Origin of the sequence: Micromonospora sp. NPDC048871 (assembly GCF_043198155.1) — a bacterium.
In the GTDB taxonomy this organism is placed as follows: domain Bacteria; phylum Actinomycetota; class Actinomycetes; order Mycobacteriales; family Micromonosporaceae; genus Micromonospora.
In genome coordinates this window covers 236,612-253,895 of the sequence record NZ_JBICUM010000006.1, presented here as the reverse complement: position 1 = coordinate 253,895, position 17,284 = coordinate 236,612, and the positions used below count along the sequence as shown (strand labels likewise).

Sequence of the window (17,284 nt, the reverse complement as noted above, 5' to 3'; positions counted from 1 at the left end):
CCGGGGATGAGAGCACGCATAGGCTCCCGGCATGGCAGCCTCCGGTCGCGCCGTCGTCATCGGAGCCAGTCTGGGCGGATTGCTCGCGGCCCGGGCGCTGGTGGACAGCTTCACCGAGGTGATCCTGCTGGACCGCGACGCCCCGCCGGCCGAACCGGTGCATCGCCGGGGGGTACCGCAGGGCCGGCACGTACACGTCCTGCTGGCTCGGGGTCGGCAGGCCCTGGAGTGTCTGCTGCCCGAACTCGGCGCCGAGTTGTACCGCCTCGGGGCCACCCCGGTCGACCTGCACGGGCAGGTGCACTGGTACAACGACGGCCACCGGATGCGGTCGGCCCGCTCCGACCTGACCGGCTTCGGCATGAGCCGCCCGCTGCTGGAACAGGCCGTCCGGCAACGGATCCTGGCCCTGCCCGGGGTACGCCTGGTGCCCGACTGCGAGGTGACCGGCCTGCTGGCCACCGCCGATGGCCGCCGGGTCACCGGGGTACGGCTGGCCCCCCGCGAGGGCCGGGCAGCGACCCTGACCGCCGATCTCGTGGTCGACGCCGGTGGCCGGGCCAGCCGCAGCCCGACCTGGCTGGCCGAACTCGGCTACCCGGCAGTCGAACAGGAACGTGTCGAGGTGGGGGTCACCTACGTCACCCGCCGGTACCGGCGCGAGGACGGCCAACTGGAGGACAAGCTCGGCGTACTGTCCAACGCGATGCCGGGGCGGGCCCGCTACGGGGTGGTCGCACCCCAGGAGGGCGGGCGGTTCGCGGTCACCGTCGCGGGCATCCTGGGCGAGGCGCCGCCGGTCGACGAGGCCGGATTCATCCGGTACGCCACCTCGCTGGCCGCCCCGCAGGTCGGGGAACTGGTCCGGCAGGCCCAGCCGCTGGACGAGCCGGTGCTGATGCGCTTCCCGGCCAGCGTCCGACGCCGGTACGAACGACTGTCCCGGTTCCCGGACGGCTTGCTGATCTTCGCCGATGCCCTGTGCAGCCTGAACCCGGTCTACGGGCAGGGCATCACGGTCGCCGCCGTACAGGCCCTGCTGCTGCGGAGCCTGCTGGCCCGGGGCCGCCACCGGCTGGCCCGGCGGTTCTTCCGGCGGGCGGCCCGGGTGATCGACGGGCCCTGGTCCATCGCGGTCGGCACCGACCTGCGCTTCCCGGGAGTCACCGGGCGGCGTACCTGGAAGGTCCGGTTCGTCAACGCCTACCTGGCCCGGCTGCATGTCGCGGCCGCGCGCGACGCGGTGCTCGGCGCCGCCTTCCTGCGGGTGGTCAACCTGATCGACCCGCCGGCCCGGCTGCTGGGCCCGGACGTGATGCTCCGGGTACTCCTCGGCAGACGTCAGCGCCCCTCTGCCTCGTCCATGGCCCGGTAGATGCGCTGCTCCGAGATCGGGTACGGGGTGCCCAGGGCCTGCGCGAAGACGCTGACCCGCAGCTCCTCGATCATCCAGCGGATCTGCCGCACCGCCACGGAACCGCGTCGGGCCGGCGGGAGGGCGGCGAGCATCTCGTCGTACTCCCGCTGCACCACCGCGATCCGGTCCTGCAACTGCTTGTCCCGGGGCGGATTGCCGGGCAGCCGGTCCAGCCGCCGCTCGATGGCGGTCAGGTAGCGCAGCAGATCGGACAGTCGGGCGTAGCCGACCTCGGTGATGAAACCGGCGTGCACCAGCCCGGTGAGCTGGTTGCGGATGTCGGCCAGGGCGGCCACCACGGCCAGGTTCCTCGTCGCGCCGAGCCGCTGCTGCACCGCGTACGCGGCGGCCAGCACCGCCCGGACCCGCTCCATCACCTCCGTCACGGTGTCCACCAGACCGGCGCGGACCTTGTCCCGCAGGGCGGCGAAGCCCTCCGGGTCCCAGACCGGCCCGCCGGCATCGCCGATCAGCTTGTCGATCGCCGCGCCGGTGGCGTCCTCGATCAACGCCTGCACCCCGCCGTGCGGATTGCGCGACAGGGCCAGCTTCGCCTCGTTGGAGAGCCGTCCGGCCAGGAACTTCGCCGGGGAGGGCACGGTCAGCCGCAGCAGTCGCCGGGTACCGGCCCAGTGCGCGGCCTCCTGCTCGGCCGGGGAGTCGAAGACCCGCACCCCGACCGTGGTCCCCTCGTCCACCAGCGCCGGGTACGCGGTCACCGCGTACCCCGCCCGGACCTGCTCGATGGTGCGGGGCAGGGTGCCGATCTCCCAGCCGGTCAGCCCGGTGCGGGCCACCTCCGGCGCGGCGGCCGCCACCACCTGGCGTACCTCCGCCTTGAGTCGGCGTTGCAGGGCCGGCAGGTCCTTGCCCTCGGCTACCGGTTTGTCGTCCTCGCCGAGCACCCGGAAGGTGACCCGCAGGTGGTTCGGCAGCTTGCTCGGATCCCAGGCCTCGCGGGGCACGGTCACCCCGGTCATCCGGCGCAGCTGCCGGGTCAACGCCTCCAGCAGGGGTTCCTCGCCGGGGGTGATCGCGGCCAGCACGGCGCGGGCGTAGTCCGGCACCGGTACGAAGTTGCGCCGCACCGGCTTGGGCAGGGAGCGGATCAACGCGATGACCAGTTCCTCCCGCAGGCCGGGCACCTGCCAGTCGAAGCTCTCCGCCGGTACCTGGTTGAGCAGCGGCAACGGGATGTCGACGGTCACCCCGTCGACCGGGGAGCCGGGCTCGAAGGTGTACGTCAACGGCAACTCGACACCCTCGGTGCGCCACTGGTCGGGGAAGTCCGCCTCGTCCACCCCGCCCCGACCGGCGTTGACCAGCAGCTCACGGGTGAAGGTGAGCAGGTCGGGCTGCTCCCGGCGGGTCTTCTTCCACCAGGTGTCGAAGTGCCGCCCGGAGACCACCTCGGCGGGAATCCGCTCCTCGTAGAACTGGAAGATGGTCTCGTCGTCGACCAGGATGTCCCGCCGCCGGGCCCGACTCTCCAGCTCCTCCAGCTCGGTGCGCAGCCGCTCGTTGTCCCGCCAGAACTGGTGGTGGGTGGACCAGTCGCCCTCCACCAGCGCGTGCCGGATGAACAACTCCCGGCTCAGCACCGGATCGATCCGACCGAAGTTGACCTTGCGGGAGGTGACCAGGGGCACCCCGTAGAGGGTCACCTTCTCGTACGCCATCACGGCCGCCTGCTTCTTCTCCCAGTGCGGCTCGCTGTAGCTGCGTTTGACCAGGTGCTGGGCCAGCGGTTCGACCCACTCGGGTTCGATCCGGCCGTTCACCCGACCCCACAGCCGGGAGGTCTCCACCAACTCGGCGGCCATCACCCAACGCGGCGGCTTCTTGAACAACGCCGAGCCGGGGAACAGCCCGAACTTCGCCCCCCGGGCCCCCAGGTACTCGTTCTTCTGGGCGTCCTTGAGGCCGACATGGGACAGCAGGCCGGGCAGCAGGGACTGGTGCACCTTAGGGGTGTCGATCTCCTCCGGCAGGTCCGCACCGGCCTGGCGTCGCCCGCCGCCGCGCGGGGCCTCCTCGTCGGCGCCTCGCCGTCCGCGTCCCCGACCCTCCTGCTCGGCGGTACGCAACACCTGGCGCAACTGGCTGACGATGTCCTGCCACTCGCGTACCCGCAGGTAGTTGAGGTACTCGGCCTTGCACATCCGACGGAAGGCGCTGGAGGACAGCTCCTTCTGCTGCTCGCGCAGATACCGCCACAGGTTAAGAAACGCCACGAAGTCCGACTCTTTGTCGGTGAACCGGGCGTGCGCCTGGTCGGCCTGGGCCTGCTTGTCGGCCGGCCGCTCACGCGGATCCTGGATCGACAACGCCGCGGCGATCACCATCACCTCGGTGGCGCAGCCGTTGCGCTCCCCTTCGAGCACCATCCGGGCCAGCCGGGGGTCCACCGGAAGCTGGGCCAACCGCCGCCCGAGCGCGGTGAGTCGCCGGTCCGGGTCGGTCTCGGCCGGGTCCAGGGCACCCAACTCGTGCAGCAGGTTGACCCCGTCGGCGATGTTGCGTCGATCCGGAGGGTCGATGAACGGGAAGGCGGCGATGTCGCCCAGGCCGATCGCGGTCATCTGGAGGATGACCGAGGCCAGGTTGGTACGCAGGATCTCCGGGTCGGTGAACTCGGGCCGCGACTGGAAGTCCTGCTCGTCGTAGAGCCGGATGCAGATACCGTCCGAGGTACGCCCACAGCGGCCCTTGCGCTGGTTGGCACTGGCCTGCGACACCGGCTCGATCGGCAGCCGCTGCACCTTCAGGCGCTGCGAGTAGCGGGAGATCCGGGCGGTACCCGGATCGACCACGTACTTGATGCCGGGCACGGTCAGCGAGGTCTCCGCGACATTCGTCGCCAACACCACCCGCCGCCCGCTGTGCGGGGCGAAGACCCGGTGCTGCTCGGCGACGCTCAGCCGGGCGTACAACGGCAGGATCTCGGTGCCGAGCAGCGACCGCTTGTTCTGCACCAGCTTGCCCAGCGCGTCCGCGGTGTCCCGGATCTCCCGCTCCCCGCTGAGGAAGACCAGGATGTCGCCGGGCCCCTCGGCGGCCAGCTCCTCGACCGCGTCGCCGATGGCCTGGATCTGGTCGCGGACGTTCTCCTCGTCCGCCTCCTCCTCGTCGGCCTCCGCCACCTCGATCAGCGGCCGGTAACGCACCTCGACCGGGTAGGTCCGCCCGGACACCTCGACCACCGGCGCCGGTACGCCCTCGGGATGCTCCTCGGTCGGCGGTCCGGCGAAGTGCCGGGCGAACCGGTCGGTCTCGATCGTCGCCGAGGTGATGATCACCTTGAGGTCGGGTCGGCGGGGGAGCAGCTGCCTGAGATAGCCCAGAATGAAGTCGATGTTGAGGCTGCGCTCATGCGCCTCGTCGATGATCAGGGTGTCGTACTGGCGCAGCATCCGGTCGGTCTGCAACTCGGCCAGCAGAATGCCGTCGGTCATCAGCTTGACCAGGCTCTGCTCACTGACCTGGTCGGTGAAGCGCACCTTGTAGCCGACCACGTCGCCCAGCTCGGTGCCCAACTCCTCGGCGATCCGGTCGGCCACCGTACGCGCGGCCAGCCGACGAGGCTGGGTGTGCCCGATCAGCCCGCTGATCCCACGCCCCAGCTCCAGGCAGATCTTCGGCAACTGGGTGGTCTTGCCCGACCCGGTCTCACCGGCCACGATCACCACCTGGTGATCCCGGATGGCGGCGGCGATATCGTCCTTACGCTCGCTGACCGGCAGCGCCGCCGGATAGGTGATCTTCGGCAGCGCGGCCCGGCGCCGTTCCAGCCGCCCTTCCGCCGCCGCCACCTCGGCCGCGATCTCGGCCAGCGTCGACTCCCGCCGCTGCGGGTCGTGCAGCCTGCGCACCCCGTCCAGCCGTCGGCGCAGCTGGCGCTGGTCGCGGAACATCAACGGGGGAAGGCGACGCTGCAACGCGCGGATCGGGTCGGTCGCGGCAGGTGAGACTGGATTCTGCATGTCGTGCCCAAGGATATGCAGCCCGCCGCCGCCCCCGCCTCCTGGTTATCCCCACCACCCCGCCCACCGCCCCCGACCCCCTCACCGCACCCGCCAGCCAAGGCCCGGACAACGCGCGGCGCCTGCCGCGCCGACCTGCGCCGTGCGGCGCCGGGCGCTGGCTGTCGGGGGCTGGCACGGTGCCCGCCTGAGCCGTGCCGGCATTCGGGCTGCCGGGCGGTGCAGGATGGTGCGGTGCCGGGCGTTGCGAGTCGGGCGTTGCCGGGGCGGTGGAGCGCCAGGTCCAGGGCCGGCCGTGTCAGGTCTCCCCGGCGCCCTTTGCTCTGCTTCAACCGGCGCAATGGTGCTGGTCCGCAACCTGTGCGTGGGGTGAAGCAGAGCAAAGGGGGCGGTGACAATGCAGCCGGACGGCGGCGGTCTATCGTGGGGCGTCGAACTGGGAGCGGAACGCGGGGACGCCGATGACGATGCGTGACACCGATCGGGCGTTGGTGCAGGCGGCCAGCGCGGTGGCGAAGCTGCGCTGCCGTAGTGCTGCCCACACTCTCGCCACCGCGGCCCGTACCGCCGATGGTCGGGTCGTCTCCGCCGTGAATGTGGTGCACCCCACGGCAGGAGCATGCCCCGAGGTGGTCGCGCTCGGCACCGCCGTCACCCAGGGTGTGGGCGAACTGGAGACGATGGTCACGGTCGGGGACCGCGGCCGGTCCCTGGTCGCCCCCTGCGACGCCTGCCGCCGACTCCTGGGCGACCTGCTCCCGTCGCTGCGCGTGATCATCGGCCCCCTCGACGACCCCCGAGTCCTACCGATCACCGACCTCCCCCCAACCACCCCCCACTGACTCCCGTCACCGGGGCGCCCGGGCAGGCTCGGGGTGCAATTTCGGGGAAGTTGTCGCCTCGGCGCGGCCGGAGGAAGCATCTTCCCCGAAACTGCACGAGGCTCGCGGGCAGCGGGCTCGGGGGTCAGCGGGTGCGGGTGCGGATCGCTTGGCGGAGTTCGGCCAGGAAGCCGTCGAAGTCTTCCCGGAGGCGTTGCGCTGTCACGTGCAACACGATCCAGTCCTCGCCGAGCAGGCGGTTGAGGCGACGTCGGTCGCGGTGGAACTGCGCCGGGTCGTCATGCCAGAGGCCGTCGTACTCGACCGCGATCCGCAGGTGCGGCCAGGCCAGGTCGACCCGGGCGATGAAACGACCGTCCCGTTGCACCACGAACTGGGTGACCGGCCGGGGGAGACCGGCCAGCACGATCCGTACCCGTAGCCGTGACTCCGGTGCCGACTCCGCGCCGGGATCGGCCAGCTCTGCCACCCGCAGCATGCGTTTCCAGCCCCGGGCACCGCGACGATCGTGTGCCAGGTCCAGCAACTGTTCGATGCGTACCAGCCGACGGCCGAGCAGCCGGTCCACCACGACCACGGCCTCTGCCAGGTCGAGCCATTGGGCCAGATCCCAGCAGGTCCGCAGCGGTGTGGTGACCGGCATCCCGTCGTGCGACAGCACCTCGAACCCGTCGACCTCGGCGGTGTGCACGGCCAGACCGGCTACCGGCCCGAAGCGTTGCCCGGCGGGCACCAGCACGTCGAGGGGGTCGGCGTCGGCGATGAACCCGGCGCCGAACAGCGCTGCGGCGCTCCGTCCGGCGATCGCCGCACCAGGTGGGAGCAGCCACCGCGCGGCAGCCTGACATCGGATGCGGTGCGAGACCGTGAGCTGGGCATCGGCGTACACGTCTCGGAAGATCGGCCGCCATGCCTTGCTGCGTAGCTGACCCCGGGTCAACAGCCCTCGGGCCACGGCACGGGAACCTCGGAAGACGCGCCCGCGTAGCTGCGGTGGGCGCCGAGCAGAAGTAGCCACGCCAGCCACCATGACCCACCGCCCTGCCCGCCCGACACCCCTGTGGATAACCCTGCTCCCACCGGCAGGCAGCGGGTATGCAACTTCGGGGAAGATGCTGCCTCTGGGCGCACGGAGGCGACATCTTCCCCGAAGTTGCTCGTACGCAACGTGCGGGTGGGGCGGGGTCAGGCGGCGGACCAGATGGCGCGGAAGGCGGCGGCTTCGCCGGCCAGCCAGCGTTCGATCTCCTCGGACCGAACGCTCTCGGGCATCCGGTGGGTTACGCCCCGGCGTACGTCTACCAGGATCGGCTCGGCGTGCGGCAGGACGGCATCCATGTGCCGGGCCATCAGGTGCAGGGTGGCCAGTGCGGCCTCCTCGCTGGGTGGGGTCTCGTCGAAGTGCAGGCGGACCGCCTCGGCGCGGCCGTCGGAATGGCGTACGCCGAAGTGGGGGTTGATCTTGACGGGGAGGTCACCGAGCAGGGCCAGGGCGTCGCGGGTCTGGGCGAGGTCCACAGTGCGCGGCTCGCCCAGGGAGTGCAGCCAGGTCGTGGCGCCCGGCACCAGTGCCTGGTAGAGGGGACGCCACCGGGGCTTGACCAGGTCCACCACCTGCGCCAGGTGGGTCCCTCCAGTGTGGAAGGCGATGTCGGTCTTGAGGGCCTTGACGAACTGGCCGTGCGGGTTGAAGCCGGAGCGGCTGGCCCGCTGGCGGCGCAGGCCGCCGACGAAGGTGGCTTTCGTCGGCCCGGTGCGGTCGACGTACCGGGTGAAACCGAGGAGGGTGGCGTACGGCGTGAGGGGGGCGGAGATGGGCGCGGTCACGAGCATCCTCCCAGGTCAGGAACTCGATTAGTACATACATTCTAATCGACGGGTCTGACATCGCCCAGGGGAGAAAACGGGCCGACGGGTGCGGTGCGAGCCCTGGCGGGGGACAACGCGCGGCTCGGAGATCGTCTAAAGTCCGGGCTTCCCCCAAACTCTCTTCCGGAGCAGACACATGACATCCCGCATGGCCCGTTGGCCACGCCTGGCCGTGGGCACGGCGGTGCTGGCGGCGGCGGCCCTCCTCGGCTCCGCCCCGGTGGCGCACGCCGCGGAAGCGCGTCCCGACCTGTTCGTCTCGTTCACTCAGGAGCCGGTCGCGGAGGTCGACAACAGCGGCACCACCGTCGGCATGTACGTCTACAACTACGGCGAGGCGGACGCGAGCGCGGTGACCGTCACCCTCGACCTGAGCAAGCTCTCCGCCGGAGTCGTCGCGACCGTGCCGGAGTGGGTCGACGAGTGCAAGCTCGCCGACAAGAAGATCACCTGCGCCGTCGGGGTGCTCGTCGCCGGGCAGGTCGACACCCTCTACCCGGTGTCGTTGGCCAGCGAGAAGGGTGCCAAGCCCGGCGATGCCGGCTCGATCTCGGTGACCATCGCCGGCGCGGAGGAGGACGCGAACCCGGACGACAACACCACGACCTTCCCGGTCTCGGTGGTCGCCTCCGGGCCCGATCTGGTGGCCGCAGCCGTGGACCTGAACGACAAGTCCGACCGGGTCGGCGGCGGTGACACCGCTCCCCTCTACAGTGGCGTGTTCAACGAGGGCGACACCACCGCCGAGGGCTTCAGCTTCAGCGTCAGCCTGGCCACCGGCGCCACCTTCGTCGAGCGCTACAGCGACTGCACGTACGCCGACTACTACCCCGACGCCACCGGGGCTCCGTACGTGTACGGGCCGAGTGAGGTCACCTGCGTACTGCCCTTGCCCCTGGAGCCGGGTGAGGGACTGCTGCTGTTCGACGACGAGAGCGGCGAGTCGCTGTTCAACATCACCTTCGGTCGCAACCTGTCCGGGCCGGGGGAGCACAGTGGAGTCGTCAGCGTCGCCCTGGCGGGGCAGTCGCGGGCCGCGCAGAAGGTCACCGGCAGCAAGGGCAAGGGTTCCTCCCTCGCCGCTGCCGCCAAGGCCCTGCAGGTCAAGGCTGCGGACGCCAAGGCCTCCCGGCGGTCCGCCGCCGAGCGGGAGCTCGACGAGTCGAACAACTACGCGGACTTCCGGTTCTGGAGCAAGAAGAACACCCTGGACGTGGCTGTCACCGCCCCGGCGATCAAGGGCGCCGTGGGTGAGACCGTCGACCTGACCTACGAGGTCGTCAACCACGGTCCCTCCGACGGCGGGGGCCCGGGGGTGCTCATCACCGCGCCCAGCGGCACGGTGCTGCTGCCCGCCGAGTGGTGCTACACCGACGGCGAGCCGGGCCGGACCCTGCCCGAGTCGAAGAAGCTGCGCTGCAACTTCGAGAGCGAGTTCCCGAGCACCGCCTCCGGCTTCGGTCGGATCAAGGCGACCGTCAAGATCAAGATCAAGTCCGAGCCCGGTACGGACGGCACGATCGTGGCCGACGGCGCCATGTACTCCAGCGAGTCCAAGCCGGAGAACAACACCGCCCGCATCGTCATCAACACCGGTGACGGTGACGGCGGTACCGGCGGCGGCCTGCCGGTGACCGGCACCTCGGCCACCCTGCTCGCCGGTGTCGGTGCCGCCGTGCTGGCGGTCGGCGCCGTACTCCTGGTGATGTTCCGTCGTCGTCGCGTGGCGTTCCAGGCCCCGCGCGACTGACCGACGGTGTCGGTGCCGCAGGGGTGAGCGGACCGCTCAGGTCCTACCCCTGCGGCGCCGGACGCCGACGGCCCGTGCTGGCCGCCGGCACCGGCGGCCTCGCCTCAGAGTTGGCCGACGTCCGTGATCCGGATGACCGCCGTGCCCGCCTCGTCGGAGGCGGCCAGGTCGACCTCGGCACTGATGCCCCAGTCGTGGTCGCCCTCGGGGTCGTCGAGGATCTGCCGTACCGTCCAGCGTTCCCTACCCTGCTCGATCATGAGCAGCGCCGGGCCCCGGGCGTTCGGCCCGATGCCGATCTCGCCGTACGACTCGAAGTAGGGCTCCAGCGCCTCGGCCCAGGCGTCGGCGTCCCACCCGGTGGCCCCGTCCAGTTCGCCGAGGCTGTGCCACTGCCGCAGCGCGGCCAACTCGACCCGACGGAACAGGGCGTTGCGGACGAGGACCCGGAAGGCGCGGGTGTTGCGGGTGACCGCCGTGGGACGGTCGTCCAGGGCGGCGGCGACCTCCGGCAGGTCGGTCGGGTTGCGCAGCCGCTCCCATTCGTCGATCAGGCTGGAGTCGACCTGGCGGACCAGCTCCCCGAGCCACTCGATCAGGTCGATCAGCTCGTCGGTCTTGGCTTCCTCGGGCACGGTCTGCCGCAGGGTCTTGTACGCGTCGGCCAGGTAGCGCAGCACCAGGCCCTCCGAGCGGGACAGCCCGTAGAACTGCACGAACTCGGTGAAGGTCATCGCCCGCTCGTACATGTCGCGGACCACGGACTTGGGGGAGAGCTGGTGGTCGGCGACCCAGGGATGCCCCTGCCGGTACATCTCGTACGCGTTCTCCAGCAGTTCCGCGAGGGGCTTGGGCCAGGTCACGTTGTCGAGCAGTTCCAGGCGGGCCTCGTACTCGATGCCCTCGGCCTTCATCGCGGCGACCGCCTCACCCCGGGCCTTGAACTGCTGCGCGGAGAGCACCTGGCGGGGGTCGTCGAGGATCGACTCGATCACGCTCAGCACGTCCAGGGCGTACGAGGGGGACTCGCTGTCCAGCAGTTCGATGGTGGCCAGGGCCAGCGGCGACAGGGGCTGGTTGAGCGCGAAGTCTAGTTGCAGGTCGACCGTGAGCCGGACCCGTCGGCCGGTCTCGTCCGGCTCGGGCAACTCCTCGACCACCCCACCGGCTCTCAGCGCCCGGTAGATGGCGATGGCCCGGCGGATGTGCCGGCGCTGGGCGGCGGGGTCCTCGTGGTTGTCGGTGAGCAGGTGCCGCATGGCGGCGAAGGCGTCACCGGGGCGGCCGATGACGTTGAGCAGCATCGAGTGGCTGACCTGGAAGCTGGAGGTGAGCGGTTCCGGCTCGGCCTCTACCAGCCGCTGGAAGGTCGGCTCACCCCAGCCGATCGAGCCCTCCGGCGGCTTCTTGCGTACCACCTTGCGGCGCTTCTTGGGGTCGTCGCCGGCCTTGGCCAGGGCCTTCTCGTTCTCGATCACATGCTCCGGGGCCTGCACCACGACCCGGCCCAGGGTGTCGAAGCCGGCGCGTCCGGCCCGCCCGGCGATCTGGTGGAACTCGCGGGCCTTGAGCAGCCGGGTCCGCACCCCGTCGTACTTCGACAGGCCGGTGAACAGGACCGTACGGATCGGCACGTTGATGCCGACCCCGAGGGTGTCCGTCCCGCAGATGACCTTGAGTAGTCCGGCCTGGGCCAGGGTCTCCACCAGCCGGCGGTACTTGGGCAGCATGCCGGCGTGATGCACCCCGATGCCGTGCCGGACCAGCCGGGACAGGGTCTTGCCGAAGCCCGAGGTGAACCGGAAGTTCCCGATCGCCTGGGCGATCATGTCCTTCTCGGCCCGGGTGCAGACGTTGACGCTCATCAGGGCCTGGGCGCGCTCCAGGGCGGCGGCCTGGGTGAAGTGCACGACGTAGACCGGGGCCTGCTTGGTCTCCAGCAGTTCCTCGAGAGTCTCGTGCATGGGGGTCATCGCGTACGAGAAGATCAGCGGGACCGGCCGCTCGGCCGAGCGGACGACGGCGGTGGACCGCCCGGTACGCCGGCTCAGGTCGTCGACGAACCGGGTGGTGTCCCCCAGGGTGGCCGACATCAGGACGAACTGCGCCTGAGGCAGTTCGATCAGGGGCACCTGCCAGGCCCAACCCCGGTCCGGTTCGGCGTAGAAGTGGAACTCGTCCATGACCACCTGGCCGACATCGGCCCGGGATCCCTCCCGCAGCGCCAGGTTGGCCAGGATCTCCGCCGTGCAGCAGATGATCGGAGCGTCGGCGTTGACGCTGGCGTCCCCGGTGAGCATGCCGACGTTCTCCGCCCCGAACACCTCGCAGAGGGCGAAGAACTTCTCCGACACCAGGGCCTTGATCGGCGCGGTGTAGAAGGTCGTCCGGTCGTCGGCCAGGGCGGCGAAGTGCGCGGCGATCGCGACCAGGCTCTTGCCCGAGCCGGTCGGGGTATTCATGATCACGTTGGCCCCGGAGACGATCTCGATGACCGCCTCCTCCTGATGGGGGTAGAGGTCGAGGCCGCGCGCGGAGGCCCAACCGGCGAACGCGTCGTAGAGGGTGTCGGGGTCGGCGGTCTTGGGCAGCGCGGCGGTGAGAGTCATGGCCGGTCCATGGTGCCTGGATCGTGCCCTCCGACGCCAACCGGGTGACCGGTTTCGCCGGGCCGGCTGTTAACAGGGGCCCCCTTTACCGCACGAGGCGTTAAGAAGGGGCCCTTCCTTACCCGTTAGCGGCGGCGGTAGATCAGGTCGGCGATCGGGCGGCCGGCCCGCAGGGCCCGCCGCTCGAACCGGGTCACCGGCCGGTGGGCGGGCCTGGGGGCGTACCCCTCGTGCAGGTTGACCAGGCCCGGATCGGCGTCCAGGGTGACCCGCATCGCCTCGGCGTACTCCGCCCAGTCGGTGGCGCAGTGCAGGATGCCGCCGAGGGCCAGCCGGGAGCGCAGCAAGGCGACATGCCTCGGCTGGATCAGCCGCCGCTTGTGATGCCGGGACTTGGGCCAGGGGTCCGGGAAGAAGACGTGCACCGCGTCCAGGGAGTCCGCCGGAATCGTCTGCATCAACTCCACCGCGTCGCCCTCGGCGATGCGGACATTGCGCAGCTCACGCTGGTGGACCAGGTCCAGCAGGTTGGCGATTCCGGGCGTGTGCACCTCGACCGCCAGATAGTCTCGATCCGGGTCGGCGGCGGCCATCTCGACCGTCGTGTCACCCATGCCGGACCCGATCTCCACCACCAGCGGAGCCCGGCGGCCGAACAAGGCGACCGGATCGAACGGCGTGGCATCGCCCACGCGCAGCGCGTACACCGGCCAGAGGTCCTGCAGGGCGGCCGTCTGCCGCTCGCTCATGCGGCCCCGCCGCGGGTGGAAGGTACGGATCGCCCGCGCCGGGTGAGGCACGGCGCCAGCGGAGATCGGTTCGGTGGAGGTCACAGCGCACCGAGCTTACGCGAGCCCGGTGCCGGATCGGATGTGATGTACGACCGGGAATGAGACCATCATTCCCGTACCGCAGACCGGGTGTCCGGCGGCGCCCGGCGACTGCTCCGTCGCGCCGGGAGGGGGCATCGTGTCAGTGACCCGTACTCGCCCGGCCCGGTCGGCCACCCTGGTCGCGGCCTCGGTGTTCGCCCTCGTCGCCCCGCTGCTCGCCGTCGCCCTGACCGGGATCTCGACCCCGGCCCGCGCCGCCGCGGCCGGTGCCGGCCAGCCGATCGCCGCCTCCCAGCCGGTCGCCGCCCGAGTGGTCGCCGCTCCGCAGCCACCTGGCCCGGACGTGTTCATCGAGGTCAGCCCGAGCACGGTGGAACCGGGGCATCTGGTCGGCCTGCGGGCCAGCTGCCGGGACAACTCCGTCGGGGCCATCGTCGTCTCGGACGCCTTCGGCCGGGTCGCCGTGCAGCCGCAACGCGGCCTGCTGACCGGTACCGCCCAGGTGAAGGACCGGGTGCTGCCCGGCAACTACCGGGTCAAGCTGGAGTGTCGGGGCGGGGAGAGCGCCTCGACGATGCTTCAGGTGGTCCGCACCGTCCGACCCAGCCGGGGACCGGCCACCGGATTCGGCGGCGGTGCCGGGACCACCTTCGGCCTGCTGGTGCCCGGCGGGCTCGCGTTGACCGTCAGCGGCGTGATCCTCTGGGGCGTGACCGTCCGGCGTCGGCACACCGGCCGGTGAGCCCCCATGGCCGCCTCCCGAACCCCACGCCCTGCCGGGGTTGATCGCATCTCACGATCGGCTGGTGGGGTGCGGGTCGGGCGTCCGGCTGGTAGCCGGCCGAGCCCTCACCCTCGGCCCGAGGTGTTCGTGCCGCCGGTCGAGCGGCCCGGGACTTCCATCGCCCGGGCGGACCTCTTCGTCCCGGGCGACGTCCCACCGGCCTCGAAGCGACCGGCATCCACCGGCCACCCGGCCCGTGGCTCGGCCCGACCGGTCCGCTCCTCGCCCCCGGCCGGTCCGCTTCCCTCGGCCGGTCCGCCTCCGTCGACCAGCCCGCGTGCATCCGCCGGGAAGGCCCCCCGGGGCACCCGATCCAGTCGCCGGGCCACCCGCTCCGGCCGCAGTCCCTGGTCCTTGCCGTTGGCGGTGGTGCTGGTACTGCTCGGTGTCTTCGCCACCGGCGCCGGGCTGGGGCGCAGCGTCGGTGATCCGTTGCAGTGGGCCACCGCGGCCGGCGGTGGTGCCGAGCCACCGGCGCGCGAGACGGTCGCCGCGCCCGCCGCACCCCGGCCGGTACGCCTCACGGTCGCGACGGTCGACATCAACGCCCCGGTGAAACCGGTCGGGGACGCCGCCGACGGGACGATCGACGTACCGCCGTTGAGTCGGCACGAGGAGACCGGCTGGTACGACCGGGGGCCGGTGCCCGGCGAGCCCGGTCCCGCCGTCATCGTCGGCCATGTCGACACCAAGAGCGGCCCCTCGGTCTTCTACGACCTGCACAAGCTCCGGGTCGGGGAGACCGTCGAGGTGCAGCGGGCGGACGGCTCGGTGGCGGTGTTCACGGTCGACTCCGTCGAACGCTTCCCCAAGGACCAACTGCCGGCCGACCGGATCTACGGCCATGACGGCCCGCCCAGCCTGCGGCTGATCACCTGCGGGGGTCAGTGGCTCGGCGGCGCGACCGGCTACGCCGACAATGTCATCGCCTTCGCCACCCACACCGAGACCCGCCCCGCATAGCAGCAGCCCAGAGCGGGCCGGTGACTCAGGGAACCTGCTGCACCACCTCGAACTCCAGCAGGGTGGCGCCGGTGGCGACCGGGGGGCGTTGTTCGCCGCCGGGCGGGGCGGCGTGGGCGGCACGGGCCGGGCCGGCGGCCCAGTCCTGGTACGCCTGCTCGCTCTCCCAGCGGGTGTAGACGAAGTAGCGGTTGTCACCGGCGACCGGGCGCAGCAACTCGAAGCCGAGGAAGCCGGGGGAGTTCTGCACGGCGTGCGCCCGCGCGGCGAACCGCTTCTCCAACTCCTCGCCGGCTCCCGGGGGTACCTCGATCGCGTTGATCTTCACGACTGCCATGTCCCCACCCTAGACGCGGGCAGCGCCCGCCACGGCGCAGAGTCGTCACCTCAGAAGGTTTCGACTGTGGTGTCGACGACGATCGGGGCATGGTCGGAGGGGGACTTGCCCTTGCGGGCCTCCCGGTCGACATAGGCCGCGCGGACCGTGCCGGCCAACGGTGCCGAGGCGTACACCAGGTCGATCCGCATGCCCTTGTTCTGGTGGAACATGCCGGCCCGATAGTCCCAGTAGGTGAAGGGATACGGCCCCTTCATCGGGGTGGGCACCACATCGACGAGGCCCAGGTCCCGCAACGCCGCCAGGGCGGCCCGTTCGGCCGGGGTGACATGGGTGGAGGTGGCGAACAACGCCGGATCCCACACGTCGTCGTCCGTCGGGGCCACGTTGAAGTCCCCGCAGACCGCCAACGCCGGATGGTCGGTCAACTCGGCGGCCAGCGCCTCCCGCAGGGCCCCCAGCCAGGCCAGCTTGTAGGCGTAGTGCGGGTCGTCGGGGGCCCGCCCGTTCGGCACGTACACCGACCAGACGCGTACCCCGCCGCAGGTGGCGGCGATGGCTCGGGCCTCCGGCTCGGGGAAGCCCGGCTCGCCGGGAAAGCCGACCGTGACATCGGCCAGGCCGACCCGGGACAGGATGGCCACCCCGTTCCACCGGCCGTCGCTGTGGCTGGCCACGGTGTAGCCCAGCTCGCCCACCTCGGCCACCGGGAAGGCGCCGTCGGGGCACTTGGTCTCCTGGAGGCAGACCACGTCCGGTTCGGTGCCGGCCAACCAGTCGAGCAGCCGGGGCAGGCGGGCCTTCACCGAGTTCACGTTCCAGGTCGCCAGACGCATGATGTCAGCCTGCCGTATCCCGGCCCGACTCCGCGCGCCGCCACCCCTGAGGTTGTTAACAGGGGGCCCCTGCTCTGCACCAGGCGTTAACAAGGGGCCCTTCCTTACACCCTCATTCGTTGTTGGGGCGGGTCTGTTCGGCCAGGAAACGTTCCAGTTCGGCGCCGAGTTCCTCCGCGGTGGGCAGGGGGCCGGTCTCCGCCGCCAGCAGGTTCTTACCTTCCTGACCCCGGGCGTACGCGTCGTACTGTTCCTCCAAGGCCTGCACCAGGGTGCTGGCCTCCTCGCTCTGCGTCACCTGCCGGTCGATCTCCACCCGGACCGCCTCGGCGGCGGAGCGCAGCCCGTCGCGGGGCAGCAGTAGCCCGGTGCTGCGGGACACGGAGGCGAGCAGCACCTCGGCGGCGGCCGGGTACTCCGCCTGCGCCACGTAGTGCGGCACATGGGCGGCGAAGCCCAGGGCGTCCCGACCGGCCTCACCCAGGCGGAACTCCAGCAGGTGACCCACGCTGCCGGGTACCTGGACCCGTTGCAGCCACGGCTCGTAGCCGACGATCAGATCGGGGCGGGTGGCGTGGGCGGTCACCCCGGCGGGCCGGGTGTGCGGCACCGCCATCGGGATCGAGTTGAGCCCCACCGTCAGGCGTACGTCCAGCCGGGCGGAGAGCCCGGCGACCGCGGCGACGAACCGCTCCCACTGCAGATCCGGCTCCGGCCCGGTGAGCAGCAGGAAGGGGGTCTCGTCGTCGTCGTGCAGCAGATGCAGCACCAACTCCGGCGTGTCGTAGCTTTCCCAGTGATCCTCCACGAAGGTCATCACCGGGCGGCGGGATCGGTAGTCGAAGAGCTGGTCGAGGTCGAAGCGGGCGATCTGGCGGGACTCCAACGAGGTCAGCAACTGCTCGCGGGCCAGTCGGCTGGCGTTGCCGGCGTCGACGAAACCGGTGAGTGCCTGGATCAGGACCGGTTGCCCTAGTTCGGGCAGATCGGTGGTGAGTTCGTAGAGCTCGTGTGGATCGAGCACCGGTGCGGCCTCCCTGGTTGCGCGTAACGGGGGTTGC

General features: G+C 71.2%; 14 protein-coding genes. 5 read left to right on the top strand and 9 right to left on the bottom strand.

What is annotated here, in order from left to right; translation table 11 throughout:
* Positions 1 to 31 precede the first annotated feature (31 nt).
* Positions 32 to 1,375 (top strand): FAD-dependent oxidoreductase, encoded by a 1,344-nt coding sequence (locus ACGFIK_RS16630; protein ID WP_393340037.1) that lies wholly within the window; start codon positions 32 to 34, stop codon positions 1,373 to 1,375.
* Here the strand turns inward: ACGFIK_RS16630 and hrpA are convergent.
* Positions 1,342 to 5,400 carry an ATP-dependent RNA helicase HrpA gene (hrpA, locus tag ACGFIK_RS16625; RefSeq protein WP_327026898.1) on the bottom strand — a complete coding sequence of 1,353 codons (4,059 nt, stop codon included), beginning with the start codon at positions 5,398 to 5,400 and terminating at the stop codon, positions 1,342 to 1,344. The genes ACGFIK_RS16630 and hrpA overlap by 34 nt on opposite strands.
* A gap of 467 nt (positions 5,401 to 5,867) precedes the next feature.
* Here hrpA and ACGFIK_RS16620 point away from each other — a divergent pair, with 467 nt between their 5' ends.
* Positions 5,868 to 6,242, top strand: a complete 375-nt coding sequence (locus ACGFIK_RS16620) for a cytidine deaminase (RefSeq protein ID WP_327026897.1) — start codon at positions 5,868 to 5,870, stop codon at positions 6,240 to 6,242.
* A 124-nt stretch (positions 6,243 to 6,366) separates the two neighbouring features.
* Here the strand turns inward: ACGFIK_RS16620 and ACGFIK_RS16615 are convergent, their stop codons facing one another.
* Entirely contained in the window at positions 6,367 to 7,260 is an 894-nt protein-coding gene (locus ACGFIK_RS16615; protein WP_393340034.1) for a hypothetical protein, read from the bottom strand.
* 167 nt (positions 7,261 to 7,427) lie between these two features.
* Entirely contained in the window at positions 7,428 to 8,069 is a 642-nt protein-coding gene (locus tag ACGFIK_RS16610) for a hypothetical protein (RefSeq protein ID WP_393340032.1), read from the bottom strand.
* A 178-nt stretch (positions 8,070 to 8,247) separates the two neighbouring features.
* Between ACGFIK_RS16610 and ACGFIK_RS16605 the strand changes: the two genes are divergently transcribed.
* Positions 8,248 to 9,861 (top strand): LPXTG cell wall anchor domain-containing protein, encoded by a 1,614-nt coding sequence (locus ACGFIK_RS16605; RefSeq protein WP_393340030.1) that lies wholly within the window; start codon positions 8,248 to 8,250, stop codon positions 9,859 to 9,861.
* A 104-nt stretch (positions 9,862 to 9,965) separates the two neighbouring features.
* Here the strand turns inward: ACGFIK_RS16605 and ACGFIK_RS16600 are convergent, their stop codons facing one another.
* Both ACGFIK_RS16600 and trmB read right to left on the bottom strand, forming a co-directional pair.
* A complete protein-coding gene (locus tag ACGFIK_RS16600; protein WP_327026893.1) occupies positions 9,966 to 12,470 on the bottom strand; it encodes a DUF3516 domain-containing protein in 2,505 nt (834 codons plus the stop codon).
* Positions 12,471 to 12,595: 125 nt separating this feature from the next.
* A complete protein-coding gene (gene trmB, locus ACGFIK_RS16595) occupies positions 12,596 to 13,219 on the bottom strand; it encodes a tRNA (guanosine(46)-N7)-methyltransferase TrmB (protein ID WP_327026892.1) in 624 nt (207 codons plus the stop codon).
* Positions 13,220 to 13,436: 217 nt separating this feature from the next.
* Here trmB and ACGFIK_RS16590 point away from each other — a divergent pair, with 217 nt between their 5' ends.
* Entirely contained in the window at positions 13,437 to 14,045 is a 609-nt protein-coding gene (locus tag ACGFIK_RS16590; protein WP_393340172.1) for a hypothetical protein, read from the top strand.
* Between the two features lie 107 nt (positions 14,046 to 14,152).
* On the opposite strand, the gene ACGFIK_RS16585 is transcribed toward ACGFIK_RS16590, so the two are convergent.
* Positions 14,153 to 14,485: a hypothetical protein gene (locus ACGFIK_RS16585; RefSeq protein WP_327027483.1), complete on the bottom strand. Its 333-nt coding sequence runs from the start codon at positions 14,483 to 14,485 to the stop codon at positions 14,153 to 14,155.
* Between ACGFIK_RS16585 and ACGFIK_RS16580 the strand changes: the two genes are divergently transcribed.
* Positions 14,442 to 15,050, top strand: a complete 609-nt coding sequence (locus ACGFIK_RS16580) for a class F sortase (RefSeq protein WP_327026891.1) — start codon at positions 14,442 to 14,444, stop codon at positions 15,048 to 15,050. The two genes, ACGFIK_RS16585 and ACGFIK_RS16580, sit on opposite strands and share 44 nt — an antisense overlap.
* Before the next feature lie 25 nt (positions 15,051 to 15,075).
* Here ACGFIK_RS16580 and ACGFIK_RS16575 read toward each other — a convergent pair whose 3' ends face one another.
* The 3 genes from ACGFIK_RS16575 to ACGFIK_RS16565 form a co-directional block, all read right to left on the bottom strand.
* Positions 15,076 to 15,387 (bottom strand): antibiotic biosynthesis monooxygenase, encoded by a 312-nt coding sequence (locus ACGFIK_RS16575; RefSeq protein ID WP_327026890.1) that lies wholly within the window; start codon positions 15,385 to 15,387, stop codon positions 15,076 to 15,078.
* A gap of 50 nt (positions 15,388 to 15,437) precedes the next feature.
* Complete coding sequence (locus tag ACGFIK_RS16570) at positions 15,438 to 16,223, bottom strand: exodeoxyribonuclease III (protein ID WP_327026889.1); 786 nt, start codon at positions 16,221 to 16,223, stop codon at positions 15,438 to 15,440.
* Between the two features lie 112 nt (positions 16,224 to 16,335).
* Complete coding sequence (locus ACGFIK_RS16565; protein ID WP_327026888.1) at positions 16,336 to 17,247, bottom strand: PAC2 family protein; 912 nt, start codon at positions 17,245 to 17,247, stop codon at positions 16,336 to 16,338.
* Positions 17,248 to 17,284 lie beyond the last annotated feature (37 nt).